This is a genomic window from Streptomyces graminofaciens, assembly GCF_030294945.1.
GTDB classification, from domain to species: domain Bacteria; phylum Actinomycetota; class Actinomycetes; order Streptomycetales; family Streptomycetaceae; genus Streptomyces; species Streptomyces graminofaciens.
The window spans coordinates 7,497,363-7,512,180 of record NZ_AP018448.1 but is presented as its reverse complement, the minus strand read 5'-3'; the positions used below and the strand labels follow the sequence as shown (position 1 = coordinate 7,512,180).

17 protein-coding genes and 1 tRNA gene are annotated in these 14,818 nt (G+C 67.7%); 3 read left to right on the top strand and 15 right to left on the bottom strand.

Features of this window, described 5'->3' with window-relative positions:
- The first annotated feature begins 58 nt into the window (after positions 1-58).
- The 3 genes from SGFS_RS32990 (at position 59) to SGFS_RS32980 (ending at position 2,090) form a co-directional block, all read left to right on the top strand.
- Complete coding sequence (locus SGFS_RS32990; RefSeq protein ID WP_286255717.1) at positions 59-1,000, top strand: metallophosphoesterase; 942 nt, start codon at positions 59-61, stop codon at positions 998-1,000.
- A gap of 153 nt (positions 1,001-1,153) precedes the next feature.
- Positions 1,154-1,987 (top strand): Pr6Pr family membrane protein, encoded by an 834-nt coding sequence (locus tag SGFS_RS32985; RefSeq protein WP_286255715.1) that lies wholly within the window; start codon positions 1,154-1,156, stop codon positions 1,985-1,987.
- 29 nt (positions 1,988-2,016) lie between these two features.
- A tRNA-Pro gene (locus SGFS_RS32980) sits at positions 2,017-2,090 on the top strand.
- A 256-nt stretch (positions 2,091-2,346) separates the two neighbouring features.
- On the opposite strand, the gene SGFS_RS32975 is transcribed toward SGFS_RS32980, so the two are convergent.
- From SGFS_RS32975 to SGFS_RS32905, 15 genes are all read right to left on the bottom strand, one after another.
- The gene (locus tag SGFS_RS32975) at positions 2,347-3,300 is read right to left on the bottom strand and encodes a hypothetical protein (RefSeq protein ID WP_286255713.1); all 954 of its coding nucleotides are present in this window, start codon (positions 3,298-3,300) and stop codon (positions 2,347-2,349) included.
- A gap of 182 nt (positions 3,301-3,482) precedes the next feature.
- Positions 3,483-4,592 carry a site-specific integrase gene (locus SGFS_RS32970; RefSeq protein WP_286255710.1) on the bottom strand — a complete coding sequence of 370 codons (1,110 nt, stop codon included), beginning with the start codon at positions 4,590-4,592 and terminating at the stop codon, positions 3,483-3,485.
- Entirely contained in the window at positions 4,592-4,774 is a 183-nt protein-coding gene (locus SGFS_RS32965; RefSeq protein ID WP_286255709.1) for a helix-turn-helix domain-containing protein, read from the bottom strand. Before SGFS_RS32965 ends, SGFS_RS32970 begins: the two co-directional genes overlap by 1 nt.
- Positions 4,767-6,113, bottom strand: coding sequence for a replication initiator (locus SGFS_RS32960; RefSeq protein ID WP_286255708.1), 1,347 nt, complete (start codon positions 6,111-6,113; stop codon positions 4,767-4,769). Before SGFS_RS32960 ends, SGFS_RS32965 begins: the two co-directional genes overlap by 8 nt.
- A 103-nt stretch (positions 6,114-6,216) precedes the next feature.
- Complete coding sequence (locus tag SGFS_RS32955) at positions 6,217-6,528, bottom strand: SpdD-like protein (protein WP_286255707.1); 312 nt, start codon at positions 6,526-6,528, stop codon at positions 6,217-6,219.
- A 20-nt stretch (positions 6,529-6,548) separates the two neighbouring features.
- On the bottom strand, positions 6,549-6,704 hold the full coding sequence (locus tag SGFS_RS32950; RefSeq protein WP_286255706.1) for a hypothetical protein: 156 nt from the start codon (positions 6,702-6,704) through the stop codon (positions 6,549-6,551).
- A 15-nt stretch (positions 6,705-6,719) separates the two neighbouring features.
- Positions 6,720-6,899: a mobile element transfer protein gene (locus SGFS_RS32945; RefSeq protein ID WP_033526533.1), complete on the bottom strand. Its 180-nt coding sequence runs from the start codon at positions 6,897-6,899 to the stop codon at positions 6,720-6,722.
- Between the two features lie 12 nt (positions 6,900-6,911).
- Positions 6,912-7,643, bottom strand: a complete 732-nt coding sequence (locus SGFS_RS32940; RefSeq protein WP_434028223.1) for a DUF2637 domain-containing protein — start codon at positions 7,641-7,643, stop codon at positions 6,912-6,914.
- A gap of 88 nt (positions 7,644-7,731) precedes the next feature.
- The gene (locus SGFS_RS32935; RefSeq protein WP_286260179.1) at positions 7,732-9,039 is read right to left on the bottom strand and encodes an FtsK/SpoIIIE domain-containing protein; all 1,308 of its coding nucleotides are present in this window, start codon (positions 9,037-9,039) and stop codon (positions 7,732-7,734) included.
- A gap of 89 nt (positions 9,040-9,128) precedes the next feature.
- On the bottom strand, positions 9,129-9,476 hold the full coding sequence (locus tag SGFS_RS32930) for an SCO3933 family regulatory protein (protein WP_055517769.1): 348 nt from the start codon (positions 9,474-9,476) through the stop codon (positions 9,129-9,131).
- Positions 9,477-9,636: 160 nt separating this feature from the next.
- Complete coding sequence (locus SGFS_RS32925; protein WP_286255696.1) at positions 9,637-10,458, bottom strand: protein phosphatase 2C domain-containing protein; 822 nt, start codon at positions 10,456-10,458, stop codon at positions 9,637-9,639.
- A complete protein-coding gene (locus SGFS_RS32920; protein WP_286255694.1) occupies positions 10,455-11,315 on the bottom strand; it encodes a sigma factor-like helix-turn-helix DNA-binding protein in 861 nt (286 codons plus the stop codon). The genes SGFS_RS32925 and SGFS_RS32920 overlap by 4 nt, the downstream gene beginning before the upstream one ends.
- Before the next feature lie 175 nt (positions 11,316-11,490).
- On the bottom strand, positions 11,491-11,886 hold the full coding sequence (locus SGFS_RS32915) for an ATP-binding protein (RefSeq protein ID WP_286255691.1): 396 nt from the start codon (positions 11,884-11,886) through the stop codon (positions 11,491-11,493).
- A 98-nt stretch (positions 11,887-11,984) separates the two neighbouring features.
- Complete coding sequence (locus tag SGFS_RS32910) at positions 11,985-12,839, bottom strand: helix-turn-helix domain-containing protein (protein ID WP_286255689.1); 855 nt, start codon at positions 12,837-12,839, stop codon at positions 11,985-11,987.
- 463 nt (positions 12,840-13,302) lie between these two features.
- Positions 13,303-14,586 carry a hypothetical protein gene (locus tag SGFS_RS32905; RefSeq protein WP_286255687.1) on the bottom strand — a complete coding sequence of 428 codons (1,284 nt, stop codon included), beginning with the start codon at positions 14,584-14,586 and terminating at the stop codon, positions 13,303-13,305.
- Positions 14,587-14,818 lie beyond the last annotated feature (232 nt).

Here is a 14,818-nt window from a genome sequence, read left to right as displayed (position 1 = left end):
TTCCCGTGGTTGTCCACAGGCTGCGCGGCGGCTCTTCGGGGTCTGACACGATGGACGCATGCGAGCGCGATACGGAGTACCTCTGGGGATCGCGGCGGCTACGGCCGCCGGTGTGGTGTACGCGGCGGGCTTCGAGGCCCGCTCGTTCCGGCTGCGGCGGGTGACGGTGCCGGTGCTGCCGCCGGGCATGCGGCCGCTGCGGATACTCCAGGTCTCCGACATCCACATGGTGAGCGGACAGCGCAAGAAGCAGCGCTGGCTGCGCTCGCTGGCCGGCCTGCGCCCCGACTTCGTGATCAACACCGGGGACAACCTGTCCGACACCGAGGGCGTCCCGGAGGTCCTGGACGCACTGGGCCCGCTGATGGAGTTCCCGGGGGCGTACGTCTTCGGCTCGAACGACTACTACGGGCCCATGCCGCGCAATCCCGCGCGCTATCTCATGGAGAAGGTCCAGGGCCGCCACGGGCTGAACGGCAACAAGCCTGTGGTCGGCGTGGTCCACAACCCATGGGAGGACCTGCGGGACGGCTTCGACGCAGCAGACTGGCTGAACCTCACGAACACCCGGGGCACGCTCAAGATCGAGGGCGTGTCGGTGGAGCTGACCGGCCTCGACGACCCGCACATCAAGCGGGACCGGTACGCGCGCGTGGCCGGCGGCCCGTCGGAGTCGGCCGACTTCTCGATGGGCGTGGTCCACGCTCCGTATCTGCGCTCGCTGGACGCCTTCACCGCGGACGGCTACCCCCTGATCCTCGCCGGCCACACCCACGGCGGCCAGCTCTGCATCCCCTTCTACGGCGCGCTGGTCACCAACTGCGACCTGGACACGGACCGGGTGAAGGGCCTGTCCACGCACACGGTGGAGGACAGGACGGCGTACATGCACGTCTCGGCGGGCTGCGGGACGAACAGGTACACGCCCGTACGCTTCGCCTGCCCACCGGAGGCTTCGCTGTTGACGTTGGTGGAGCGGGGGGCGGGGGCGGGGACGTAGGGAGGACGGGGTTGTAGGCCCGGCGGGTCGGCGGTCCGGCGGGCGGCGGGTCGGCGGGCGGCAGGTCGGCGGGCGGCGGTCCACAGGGCGGCGGGGCACCCGTATGGGTCGTCCTGAATCGCCCCTTTCGTCGGGGCGACTTAGCGTGAGCGCATGACCGCACCGCTGCCCAAGGACATCCCCGATCTGCCCGCGATCCCGGGCATGCCCGCGCCGGTGACGTCCGTCGTGCCCGCGACGGCGGTGGTGACACCGGCACGACACCCGGTGGCGGCGGCCTTCCGCGCGCTGGTGGCACTGACGGCGGCGGTGACCGTGGTCGTCGAGGTGGTGCTGGGCAGCCCGCTGCGGGTGCTCAGCCACTTCTCGGTCCAGACCGGCGTCCTGGTGGCGCTGGTCTTCGCGGCCTCGGCCCGACGGGCCTGGGTGGCCCGCCGCCCCCTGCCCCCCTTGGTGACGGGCGGCACCCTCTTCTACGCCACGATCACCGCGCTGGTGTACCACCTGATCCTGGCGAAGGACCCGAACGCCTTCTCCATGACGGTGACCGCGACGGGCGCCCCGGTGGCCCCCGCCGGCTGGCACGCGCTGACGAACCACGCCCTGCACACCGCGATCCCGGCCGCGGTGGTGGCTGACTGGCTGCTGCTGACCCGGCCGGGCCCGCTGCGCCTCGGCCACGCCACGACGTGGCTGCTCTACCCCATGGCATACCTGGCGTTCACGCTCGCGCGCGCGGCTCTGCTGACCCCCGACTGGCCGGCCCCGTACCTCTATCCCTTCCTGGACGTCGACCGCCACGGCTACAAGAGCGTCCTGAGCAACGCCCTCCTCCTGGGCCTCGCCTTCTACGCCCTCGCCCTGCTCCTCATCGTCGTCGATCGCCTCCGCCCCGACCCGGTACACCCTCGTCGTGGCCGCCGCGACGGCCACGACCGCCGCCCCGAAAACCGGATTTCGTCTCCGGCCACCAGTGGGCTAAAGTAAACGACGTCGCCGCGACAAGCAGTGACAATCGGGGTGTAGCGCAGCTTGGCAGCGCGCTTCGTTCGGGACGAAGAGGTCGTGGGTTCAAATCCCGCCACCCCGACAGCTAAGTAGCAGGTCAGAGGGCCCTTACCGGATCGGTAGGGGCCCTCTGACGTTGCTGCGTGTCTAACTGCGTGACTACCGGTTCCCGCCTCAGGTAGCCACAGAGTTCGCCACGCCGCCAGAGTCCACCTATTCCCAGAGCCTCACCGCGTAATAGACCGCCTGCAAAGTCCGCGCCACTACGGTGCAGACGTCTCGCAGCCTCTTGATGCTTCGGATGCGACCGACCGCCCTGGTCCGCTTCTCGGACAAGATCACATCCCTCGATCCGCATGATCGATGTGGTTGGAGAGCAGAGTCTCGGCCGCGCCGTACCACCGGAATGGCTGCGCACCATCCCGCCAGAGGCGGGATGCCTGGTCACCCACGTCATCAGCACTGACGAACCGGGGAAGTTCGCGTGTCGGCCATCCTGGATAGACGGCCACACCTCGTGCGGCTATCCAGTCGATCCTGGCCTGGTCCGGGTCGATGACGAACAGATCGCCGTATCCCGCAGGCAGAGAGAACCTGTCAACGACCAATACAGACCAGCGACTCCCTCCAGGCGTCTCGAGGAAGGAAACTTCAACGACTTGCGGACCCATGTGGCTGAAGAGGAACGCCTGGGCAAGGCCCACTTCCTGCATACCGCCTTCCTCGCGCGAGACCCACGGGATCGGATCGCCAGGCGAGTCAGGATCCCAGTCGTCCGGCCACCCATACCTCCCGTAGGCGTACCGGCTGGACCAGGACGGCGGGAGACAAGTATCGGCGGGGTCTCGCGGCCCGATCAGCGCCTGGACCAGGAGGCGGTGATAGCTCATGTCGCTCGTAGCCAACGTCACGCGCGTCCGTTCAGGACCTGCGATGCAGTGGAGCAAACCCCACTCGCCGGGGCTCGGCGCGAGAGCCTGCCGCGCGCAGAGGGCCGCGTAGCTGAGGCCGTCACGTACTGCGAAGGCACGAGTCACCTCAGAGTACTCAAGGGGAACGAGTCTGCTGAGGTCGATGGACACCGGGAACCGGCCCTTTCGTTCGATCGGCACCATCTCGGCGCCGGCGATGTCGTAGAGCTTGACCCTGCTGTCGCCCTCGGCGCCACCGCCATCAAGAGCAATGCGTCGGCGAAATCGAGACGAAAACATATGCCATCTGACCTGCTGTTTTACCGCTTTCATCGGAGCCCCGCGCAGGCTCAGATAGCGCGGTCCGCAGCTCCAGTTCACCCGATAGTGTGTACGGCTTACGCACCCCAAACTCTGGACCGTTACCCCGCCGTGACAAGGGGAGTCGAGCGGTGGCGTTCGCTCGCCGGGACGACGAAGAAACGCGGAACGTCTGTGCACCTCCACATGACGCAGGACCACCCACCCGGATTCGGTGTCGGTGGCCCCGTGTCGCGCCATGCTTATCGTTTCGGATCAGCACCGAAGATGCCGTCCATGACCACGGCACCGGTCTGGATCACGGGCCGGATCTGCTTCCGATAGACCTCCTCGGTGACGGCGGTGCCGGAGTGACCGACGAGTCGCGAGATCTCCTCCAGCGGCACGCCCCGGTCGGAGAGCAGAGACACGAAGCTGTGCCGGAGCTCACGAGGCGTCCACTCGTCGGCGTTGATTCCGTCAATGCCCTTGAGCGCCTGGCGGAAGGCACGGCGGACGTTGGCCGCATCGAGCGGCTTGCCGACAGCCGAGGAGAAGACGAGTCCGTGTTCCTCCCACTTCTCGCCAGCGGCGAGCCGGTCCCAGCCCTGATCTTCGAATTGCTGCCAAAGTGCATCGACGCAGCGCGACGGCAGGGCGAGCGTGCGCCGAGACTTCCGGGTCTTGGTGTCCCCAGTCCGCCTGACCGAGCGCCACACGGCGAGGTGCGGAGGTTGCGGCGGGTCGAGGTCGGGGCGTCCTTTCAGGAAGACGTGATCCCAAGTGAGAGCCCGCAGTTCCTCGGTACGCGCACCGGTCAGCAGGGCGAGGACTATGTACGCGTACATCGACGTCCCCTCGGCGCCCTTGAGCACAGCCTCAGCCTGAGCGAAGGTGAGCGCCTTCGAGGGGCGCCCTGTCTGCCCCTGGGGAACCGAGCACAGCTCTACGACGCTGCGCTTCACCTTGTCCCGCGCCATGGCCCGCTTGACCGCACGGTTCAGGCACGAGTGGAGCGACTGGAGGGTGCGAGTGCTGAGGGTCTGGGCCCCGAGCGACGGGATGACGTGCTTCTGGCTCAAGAGCGTGCAGGTCTCGACCGTGCTGGGGTCGACGTCCACCAGGCCGTACGTCAGCCAGTCCGTCACGGCGTCCTTGACCGTGTAGTTGGTAGGCGCGATCGCGAGGCCGTCTTCGTGGTCACGTAGTACCTCCTTGAGCTTGTTCTTCGCCTCAGTCTTGGTCTTGCCACTCCCCCGCTTGACGATCCGCTTGCCGCTCGGATCGAAGCCGAGGTTCGCCGTGGCGATCCACCGTTGCCGCTTCTCGTCCCAGTGCAGGCCGCCGTCACCACGGCTTCGACGCTTGGACATCAGGCCGCACGCTCCATCTGTCCCTCGATGAAGTCGCCCAGGGCGGAGGCAGGGATGCGCCGGCACCGGCCAATGGTCACCGAAGGGAGCCGCCGCGTACGGATGAGGTCGTACACCTTGGACCTCCCGAGTCTCAGACGGGCCATCACCTCGCCAACGGTGAGGAGTTCGTCATCACGCATGGTCGGGATCTCCTTGCACGTCGAGGGAGGCGGGACGCGAAGACGCGAAGAGGGCTTCCGCATCGGTGAGGCCAGTGCCGGCGAAGCGCCAGTGGGAGAGAACGAGGACGGTTTCCGGGTCGGGCAGGGGGTGGCCCGCTTCGGCGGCGCGGGCGCGGGTGAGGGCTTCGTTGTGGTCGGCGCGTTCCTGGCGGAGGGCGCCGAGGGTGACGGAGTAGGCGCGGGACTTGGTGGAGAAGTGGCCGCGGAAGCCGAGCATGTGGGCCCACTTGCGCAGGCGCAGGGCTTCGAGTTCGGGGAAGGCGCCGAGATGCCAGCAGGTGAGGATCAGCTGTCGGGCGTGGTCGGTGACCTGGGCGCCGATGAGGTCGGTGATCGGGTTGCGGATGGGGCGGTCGAGGGTGCCGGCGGTCTCGGCGCCCTTGGTGGCGTACTTCGCGATGTACGCGGCGACGGCACGGCTGGAGAGTTCCGAGGTGCCCGCGAAGTCCGCCGAGCGGATGGGGCGGATGTCGAGCTGTTTGCCGAAGCGGAAGGTGTAGGGGCGTCCGTCGAGGAGGGGGCCGGGGGTCTCAGCGAGGCGGACCGCTGTGCGGATGGCGTCGGTGAGGAGTTCGGTGGTGGCCCAGGGCGGTGGGGTGTCTTCGGCGCCTTCCGGGCCGTCGAGGCGGATGACGGCGTGGAAGTGGACGGCGCCGCGTCGCTGGTACTCGGCGACCTTGGCGTAGGAGACCTTGAGGCTGTTGCGGAGCTCCGAGCGGGTGAGGCCCGCTCGGGAAGCGAGTTGTTGGCGCAGGTAGGTGGTGAAGCGGGCCCAGAGGGCACCGGCGTGGGCGTTCCACAGGACGGCGGCGCGGTAGTCGTACCGGTCAGGGTCCAGGGGTGTGCCGAGTGCGGGGTCGTCGTCGGGGTGGAGTCGACCGCAGCGGCACCGGCCGACGGTGGGGCGGTTGTGGACGGGACCGAAGGAGGGGGCGGTGAAGGTGGCGAAGACGCGAGGGTGTTGGGCGACGGCCGGGCCGATGCCCTTGCCTCCGCTCAGTCCGGCTGTGACGAGGTGGAAGGTGTCTTTGCGGTACACCTCGGCGCAGGCGGCGCATCTGGTGGCCCGGCGGTTGTTGCAGCGGATGAGGAGCTGTCCGGCCGGAAGGTCGGTGTCAGCGATCTCCCGGACGATCTCTCCCGTGGCGGCATGGATGTCGAGCCGGTGGCCCTCCATCCGTACGGGCCGCTCGCAGCCGCCCAAGCGCTGGATCTGCCGGGCGTAGGCGCCGAGATCGCCATAGCGGGCGAGGGCGGCCAGGTGGCGGATGGCTCCGAGGGGAGCCGGGGGACGCATGTGCGGGTTTCTCCTTGCAGGGGTTGCAGGTCTGGCGCGCCCGACCCCTCCCGTCGAGGGGGCTAGACAGTGTGGGTAGGGCCGGGCAGGTGGAGTTGTCGTGTCAGCGGTCGCGGCGGGTGAGGAGAGAGCGGATGACGACGGCGCACACGGCGGTCGAGGTGGCCGTGATAGCGACGGCGAGGAGCATGGAGACGAGGACGGCGCCGACGACCAGGACGACGGCGGTGCCGCCGCCGACGAGGGCGAGTGCGGTGCCGGGAGTGAGCTGGACGGCCGGACGGGACGGCGCGGGGGTTGCGGGGGCCGGTTGCGGGGTCAGGGTGGCCGTGGTGACGGGGGTCGGCTCGATGACCGCGGGCGGTGTCACCAGGCCGGTGGGCTGAGGCATGGTCGGGATCTTGGGTCGGAGCATGAGCAGGTCTCCTTTCTCGGTTACTTGACGAGGGAGTTGATGACAGGGGCCAGCAGGGTGTCGGCGATGAGGTAGCCGCCGAGGAGCAGCGCGGTGATGAGCCACCAGGGCGGGCGGATGAGCTTGACGCCCAGGACCCCGATGCAGAGGAGGGCGAGCCAGAGCGGTACGTCCACGGAGTTGTTCTCCTGTCAGGCAGAGCAGCGGTGGGTGCGGGCGGCGAGTTCGGCGGCGGCGCGGGAGTCGTACTCGGCGGAGAAGTCGCACCGGGGCGCGGTGCAGGCGGCCAGGTGGCGGTGCTTGCCGCGTTCGATGTAGGAGGCGACGTTCACGGGGCCGATACGACGGACGTTGCGGAAGCGGCGGTGCATGGCGGTCCCTTCTCAGAGGTGCGCGGCGACGGACGCGGTCATGGACGGGGGCAGGCCGAGCCGGGCGCGTGCGGCGTCGGGGTCGGCGGGGTGGCCGGTGGCCGAGTGGTGTTCGTCGGCGAGGGCCCGGACGCGGTCGACGAGTGCCGGAGGGAGGGCGACGGCGGGAACGGCCGCCGGGGCCCGAACAGGGGTGGAGTCGGTCACCGGGTCGGCGACGGTGGTTGCTTCGCTGGTGGTGGTCTCAGGGGCGGGGCCGGGGGCCGCGAGCACGACCGGGTTGGGCATGTCGACGGCAGTCGGGACGGAGCGTGATTCCTCATGCGGGTCGGTCGTCGACGAGGCCGGGCCCTCGGGCGCTTCCTGGGGGTGGTGGGGTGTGTGGGCGAGGAGCGTGCCGCCGAAGAAGGCGACGGCCGGCCAGCCCGCGACCACGACGCGGAGCCAGGCGGGGATGTGGTCGAGGTCGAGGAGCCCGGCGGTGGCGACGTTGGCGCCGAGGGAGGCTGTCAGGGCCACCAGGAACCACAGCCGCGGGCCCCCAGCTCCCAGGCCCGCTCGCTGCGCCTGCCGCATCCGGCGCCAGGCGGCGACCAGCAGCAGGTCGACGCTGACGGGGTAGGCCCACGCCTTCCAGCCGCCCTGTCCGGCCGCTTCGGCGAGGTCGTGCAGGTGGGAGAAGGACAGGGCACCGGCGATGACGGCCTGGACGATCACGGCGTCGACCCGCAGGCGCTTGACCATGGCGGTCATCGGATTCCCTTCCAGTTTTTGGCATGGGAGAGGTAGGGACGTGGCGCGAGACGGTCGCGCCGGCCAGGTGAGGAAGGGGCTACTCGGTCACCGGCTGGGCGGTGGGAACTGCAGCGGTGGCAGAAGACGGGACGGCGGACTCCACGGCGACGGCGGGCCGGAAGGAGTCGAGCCGGGGCAGGTCCGGCATCAGGGCGGCGGTGTCACGGCAGACGGCCGCCGCTTCGGCGAGGGTGAAGTGTGGTGCGCGGACGCGGGACCAGCCGCCGGAGGAGTCACCGACGACGGCGACGCCGGGGCGTTCGGCCGGGATGGCGGTAGCGGCGAGGGCCGCTTCCGGGGAGATGTCGGCGAGTGCCATGTTCGCCGAGGCTTCGTCGTTGACGCGGTGGCAGACGCGGCCGGTCAGCTGGGCACGGAGCATGGTGGCGCCCTTGCCGAGTTCGGACCCGAAACGCTGCCCGCACACCTCCAGATAGATGCCCGCCGCCCGCCCGAGCTGGGCGAGGCGGATGAGCTTGGTGACCATGGCGTCCCGTCGCTTCTCGTCATCCCGGTTCGCGGCCAGGAACAGCTCCGCCACTTCGTCGACGACGACCACGACCGGCACCGGCCGTACGGCTTCCGGCAGCCCCCACACGTCCGAGGTGAGCACGGCATCGGGACCGGCCCCGCTACCCGCACCACTACGGAGCCCGATGAGCCGGAAACGTGCCTCCATCTCGTCCACCAGCACGTCCAGGAGTTCGTCAGCCCGGTCAGGAGTGTCGGCGAGCGCGGACAACCGGGGCGCGAACGGGGCGAGTTCCACGCCCCACTTGCAGTCGATGCCGACGAGCACGACCGACTGCCGGGCCAGACCGCACAGCAGATTGCGCAGGTAGACGGACTTGCCGGACTGCGTGGCGCCGAGGATCAGTTCATGCGGCACGGTGCGAAAGTCCCGTACGTGCCACTCACCGTCTTCCCGCAGCGCCAGCGGCAGGCACATCGAATCGGACCCCGGCCGACGCCGGGCCGGCCTGACCTCGGCGAGCACGTCCCAGCCGACCAGCCGCAGTTCGAGCCGCCCCGGCTTTGTGGTGCGGACGTACACGGCATGGACGCCCCAGGCGTGCCTCAGCCGGTCGGCGGAGGCCATGAAGTCCTCTGGAGCCTGACCCGCCGCCATACGCAGCCGCATCACTAGACCGGACCCGGTCGGCAGCGGGAACGACCGCCGAGGCGGTACCGGCGCGGCCTGACGCCCGACCATCCGGGCAGTGGCCCGACGGACGGCCGAGGCCGGAACCGTCAGACCACAGGCATCCATGGTGTCCCGATACGAAACGAGCACCCGCAGCGCGGCGACCGGATAGCCGATGACCCACCAGAACACGACCGGCATACGACGGCGCACGACGAGCAGCAGGCCCAGGACCAGCAGGACCGGCAGCAGAATCGACAGCGGAACCCGGAATCCCTCGGTCACGGCGATCAACCCTGAACCGGAGCCGGGGCGTTGACCATGACGGCGTCGGCCCGGTAGGCGATGCCGTGCCGGGCACGCCCACCGAACTCGCTCTCCCAGGGCCGGGCAACCAGACCCGACAGGATGACCGGGGCGCCCATGACCAGACCGTCACCGATGCCCTGCTCGGGAACGGTCACCTTGATCATGTCCGAGCCACCGGCCGCGATGAACACCAACTCCACCGTCATGAGCCGCTGGTTGGTAACCGGGTCAACGGCAACCTCACCGGTCTGCCGGTCCCTCACCTTGACCTCCGGCAGCTTGGTGATGAGGAGCGTCGCGGCCGAGGTGTCCACGGGGATGACACGCATTGTCTGTACCTCACAGGGTCGTTGGTGCCCTCTCGCTGAGCAGCACCATTCCGACTGGATACCCCCCTAGACAGCACAAGGGAGAGTGCCCACCACCTGAACTGTCTAGGGGGGTATGCGAGTTGGGTCGCGGCCTCACCGCTCGCGTGAGTTGTGTGCGTCAGTCCAAGGCCCAGTGGACGGCGGTCGCGTCGTCGCGAGCCTTGCCCCGCGGCCAGCGTCGGCCCTCTGGGTCGCCGGCCTCGGCTTCCCGTACACGGCGGATCAGCTCATCCGGTCCCGACGAGTGGAGGACGGACAACACCGCGCCCCAGTCGGCGAGTTCGAACCGGTCGACGAGGCGCGTGGCACCGTCGCTCAGCAGCGTCACGGATGCCAGCGAGTCCAGCGGCACCGTCCCGGTCAGGGCATGCTCGGCCGCACGCGGATCGGGGCCGGCGATCCAGAAGCCGCCCGGCCGGTTGCGGAGCCCGGTCAGGGCATCCCTGTACTCGGCGAGCGCGGCAGTGTGTTCCGCCGAGCCGGTGGGCAGTTGGTCGACAGCCCCGCGCAGCCGCTTGCCGACCTCGTCCAGACGCCGATCGGTGACGACGGTCGTAGGGCCTTCCCTGTCTGCCAGCAGCAGGGAGGAGTCGCCGAGAACGAGGTACTCAAGGACTCCCCCGCCGAGCCGCGCGGCGGCGACCGTACTGGTGGGACTGGCCCGGTAGGCGAGGTCGCAACTGTCCTCGTGCAGGGACCGGACGAGACTGATCGAGTCGGCGAGGCAGTCGGCGAGCGGCCGTGAGGGACACGCGGTCATGCCGCGCAGCAGTAGAGCGCCGAGGGTTGCGGAGAACCAGGCGACGCCGTGCGTGCACCCGGTCTCGGCCCCGCCCACACCGGCACCGTCGAGGACAACGGCCGCGCCGGGGGCGGCAGCGGCGAAGTCCTCGTTCTCGCGGTCGGGTTCGGCGGGCTGCGTGGCGAGGGCGAACCTCACCCCGCTGCCTCCGTCGCCTCTTCGTCGTGCCGGTAGAGGGGGCAGAGCAGTTCGGCGGACTGCGGTTCGCTTGTCTCCGGGTCGTACTCGACGCCGACGAGCGTGGAGAACCGGCGGTCACCGACCTGGCCCCACAGGGTGTTCAGGTCGTTGGCGAGCAGATGCACGACGCCGAGAGAGCCCTGAGTGTGGATGCCGGCGATGGCGAGCAGCGAACCGTTGCCGTCCGGGCGCGGTAGCCGGCCGAGGTATCCGACGTCGTACGGCCTGGCCTGGTCGCTGTCCTGGCCTGACCGGTAGACGGTGCCGGTGCGCCGGTCGACCACGGTCCAGGGCCCGTCTTCCGCGCGCTCCCAGCGCAGGACGGGGTCTTGCGCGTACGTGTCCCACATCTCCTGGGACATACGTGGGCCACAGACGACGACCAGGCCGTCTCGATTGAGGTCGATCTCGCCGCCGACCGACACATGCTCCGAGGCGACTTCGAGCCCGTATGTGCGCGCGAGGTCTTCTAGCCTCTTGCCGGAGCTGACGTCGTCCATGGCGACGACCGTCCGCCCGCGCTCGTCATCACGCCGCAGAGGCGTAGCAACGACGACGGAGCCCCGGCCAAGGAAGGCCCCCTCCGGCGCCGGGCCGGTGTGCCGGATCTGGTGGATCCGCCCGCGGCTCAGACCCGCCTTCTCCGCGATCTGCGCATACGACAGCCCTTGCGCGTGCAGGTCCTGGACCACGCGTCGGCGAAGGCGAGCCAGCTCGGTCACCTCCTGCTGTGCATCAGCCAACCGGGTCGTTACCTCGCGCAACAGCCGGTACGGATCGTCAATCGCCATGATCCGCTGCAACTCGTCCGACATGACTTCACCTCCTAGCACTAACCAGGAGTCTAGGGCCCTAGACGGAATGGGCGGGAGACGGCGTCCTGTACTTACGCCGACCACGTAGAACCGCGACCGTCTGCCGGGCACACCCCGAGGGCTCACCCGTCACCGCCCGCGAGGCGACCAGAGACGACCGTCGAGGCGGGCGCGATCACGCACCCTCCCGCACGAGGTCCGCCCACACGGTCCGCCCGTCGGGCCAGCTCTTGATGCCCCAGTCCTTGGCGCACGCGGCCACCAGCGCCAGGCCGCGACCACCTTCCTCCCGGTCCGTCACGTCGCGCAGGTGAGGTTCGCGTTCACCTCCCACATCGACTACCTCGATGCGCACAAGGTCACTGTCGTCGCCGAAGCTGACGACCACGACGAACCAGCCGCCGGCCGCGCCGCTCAACGAATGCCGCACAGCGTTTGTCGCAAGCTCACTGACGACCAGGACCGCGTCGTCGACCGGTCCTCGCTCCTCCAGCAGAGCAGCGACGAAGCGTCGAGCATGACCCACCTCCTCGGCCAGGCCGGGAAAGGCGCGGCACCACTTGGTACGCATGGGAGATCCCTCACTCTACGTCTAGGGGGCTAGACAGCGCAACGGCAGAGTATTCCCATGACGGAGCGGCAAGCTAGGCATTCAGAGGAATTATTCCTCTATCGAGTGAGGGTGTCTCCTAAGCTGCGGAAGTCCGCCATCGACCGCAACAGCAGCTCCCGCACCTCGTCGCCGAAGATGGCCGCTTCCTCGAATCGGGCGAACGTCTCCTCGTAGGCTGCCAGTTCAGCGGAGTCCGCCGACACACGCTCACGGTCGAAGGTCTCGACAACAACGGCCCGCTCATCGCACAGGGTGAACCCGTGGCGAGGCAGCACCGGCACCCGCCGACGCCAGGGGATGACCCCGAGCCGCACGGTGTCCAGGCTCTCGACAGCCAGCAGCCGGTCGAGCTGGGCGAGCATGAGCGCCGGAGTCCCCGGCCATGTACGCAACACGGCCTCGGTCAGCACGAACACCGACTCCCGACCCGGCTCGTACAACACGCTCTGCCGCTCGATGCGGGCAGCCACCGCCCTACCAATGGCATCAGGCGACGAGTTCGGCACACTCGCGAAGACGTGCCGGGCGTACTCCGCGGTCTGAAGCAAGGCCGGCAGCACAATGCACTGGAACGACCTCACCAACTGCGCGGACCGGACTTCCTCGTCAACGGTGCTACCGGCGCCCGGAGTTGGGCCCTCCGTGTGTTGGGCAGCACCCGGAGCGGCCATCACAGCGTGCAGCAGCTCACGAATCTCACGAGCGGTCGACTCATCGAGGCCGAGGGCGCCTGAGAGGCGGTCGAGCACATCAACGCTCGGAACCATGCGGCCGGTCTCGACCTTGGACACAGTCGGCTGCCCCACCCCGGCACGCTGCGCCACCACAGCACCCGTCAGCCCAGCCTCTGCCCGAAGTTCCCGAAGACGCGCACCAAGCGCCCGCATCCGCTCCCGCCGCTCACTCCCCATGCTCAGGGTTCTACACCACAGGGCAGCCCCGTACAGCAAAGCCGATCACGGCCACCGTCAACCATCAGCTGGGACCGAAGTGTCGAGTATCTACCGGGATCGGACACAACGAGGCCAGCACCGCATGATTCAAACTTTCTCTACTGGTTCAAGAGCCCGCGCACGGCGCGGGCGCGCGCCGCCTCTGCGGCGCGGCCTGCCTCCTGTCTGCGCCCCGGCTGGCCGCGCCCGGCGGCGCGCTCGGCGGCTGCGGGCATGAGGTGGGAGACACCCTCTGTGGCTGGGGCGGTCGGCTCCACGGCTTTAGGCAGCCACTTTGGGGCGAGCCTCTATATCTTGGCCCCAACGTCGTGCTTTACCGGGCAGGTCCACAGACTGCCCGACTCGCCATCAGCTTACGGGGCCAAGATCACTCGCCCCAAAGCAGCTCCAGCCCAAAGCCGCTCCGCCGACCTGCGAGATTTCATGCGGGAAGATCGACAGCACCGGCAATGAGCACCTTCTGAGCCAGAAAGCGCATGAGTACATTCTCGGCACGGAGAGACTCGGCTTCGGGCGAGAAGGGCATCAGCAGTGAGTCCACCTGGCCTCCACCATCTTCCTTGGTGTGAACCACTCGACACCTAATCTCATAGATTCTCTCGCAAAGCAAGTCGGCCAGGTCCCCCTTTTTCCGCTTCGGGTCTACTGGCTCTAGGCCTGCGATTGCTTGCCTTTTAGCGCTGAAGTATCCAAGGACTTCCGGATTCGCCGAGAAAAAATCCGAAATTGCATCTTCGGAAACGGAGTACCTGACAGTTGCCTTCAGCTGGCTACGCTCGTCCCCGTACCCTCTTCCAGGTTGACGTGTGATTCGCAGGATGCGCGACAACTGACGTTCATCATCCGCTCTAAAGTTCGGATCACGCAACTCGTTGCGCAGCTTATCGAGAAGATCTCGCTGACTATAGCGAGAGAAGTAGTATTCGAGTACCTGATAGTAGGCAAGGAACTCAAGCAGAGGCATTCCGACGGCTGACCGGGCGTACCGGTAGAGACTCAGCGGCTCAGCGGCGTACTGCAGCTTAGGTAGGGTAGGAGCGCTTGCGTTTTGATGGGTCCGCCGACCAAATCTCATTGGGCCCACCGGCCGCATGCGCCGGAAGGTGAATGAAACGCCATATTTCAGATCGAGCTCGAAGAGGATGGCGTTGCCCGCACTTTCAAGAAATGTCAAAGCCTCTGGATAAGTTCTGAGCTGTCGCCCCTTAAGTTTGAGAGTGACGGGCCCAAAGCTGCAGAAAACAGAGAATCTCTTAGACGGTGAACTGATCTCTGCAGACCAGTCCTCACCCCTAGTGCCGGTTATCGTAACAGATCCCTGCGCTTTGGTACGTAGATTCTCTTCCGGAGTTGCAGTTACCCATCCGGGGATACGCTCCACTAGGCGGTGAGTTGGCCCACTGGTGGCTGTCAGGGCAACTTCGATACTGGGATTTTCCTCCAATGCATCAAAGGCTTCATACTCGCCGAGGGCGCGAATTTTCGCGAAATCCATTTCCAAGCATGTGGGTGCATCTTCTTCGGAAATCAGTACAGCGCGAGAGCTCCTGCCGGACGCAATGTCGATCTGCAGTAGCGCCGATTCGTCCCACGATGTCGTCCATTCGCAGGAGATGCCTGCGGCCTGGATTTTTTTCTCCAGGGCAAGCAATGGGGAATTCGGCTTCAGGGAACCCGCAACAGGGTTGTTATCGACAGTCATCATTCTTCCGGTGATTGCTTGGATTCTGGGGAAGTGATGATCCCACAGTGCGTGGTGTCGTGTCCGGCATTATGTTCCACCGTCGTGACGTATCTCGATTCGGTGTAGTCAACGCCTCGGAAGATTCTGGCGGACGGCTGCGGGCGACCACTTGGAGAGCTGTACAGCCATGCTGGCCGCGGGAGGTCGCCATCAGTTCACGTCCCTGGGCCGTCCGAGGCCGGCCGACGCTGAC